The following is a 355-nucleotide window of genomic DNA, read 5'->3' as shown; positions in this document are numbered from 1 at the left end:
AGCATGAAAATAAAATTAAAGCTATTGTACTTAAAGATATAAACAAACATTATCAAAGAAGTGGATAAAACAACAATTTTATCTCAATTTAGTAGAGAGTTCCCTAAAATATGCTAAAATACCTTAAGGGTAAAAATTGGAAGGGGCGGTAGTCAATGGTTAAGAATAGAAATTTAGAAGCATTAAATTTATCTGAGGAGATACTACGTAATTTTGAATTGAATGAGATACCTACTCAGCATATTGTTTTAAAATGTTTAAGATTAGCACGTCTAATCAATGATTTCAATGCAGTTGAGTGGTTAAAATATGAAGCTAATGGCTTTGCAATAAATGAAGAAGGTTACTTAACTAG

At 28.7% G+C, this 355-nt stretch carries 1 protein-coding gene; it reads left to right on the top strand.

Annotated features, from left to right (window positions below; genetic code table 11):
* Positions 1–155 precede the first annotated feature (155 nt).
* Positions 156–355: AbiTii domain-containing protein (locus tag SB660_RS19325; RefSeq protein WP_410583847.1), on the top strand; the 200-nt coding region annotated here is incomplete at its 3' end.

The organism is Bacillus sp. SIMBA_005 (genome assembly GCF_046535585.1).
GTDB classification, from domain to species: Bacteria; Bacillota; Bacilli; order Bacillales; family Bacillaceae; genus Bacillus; species Bacillus pumilus.
The sequence above is the reverse complement of the archived record's forward strand: the minus strand, read 5'-3'. Positions and strand labels throughout refer to the sequence as shown.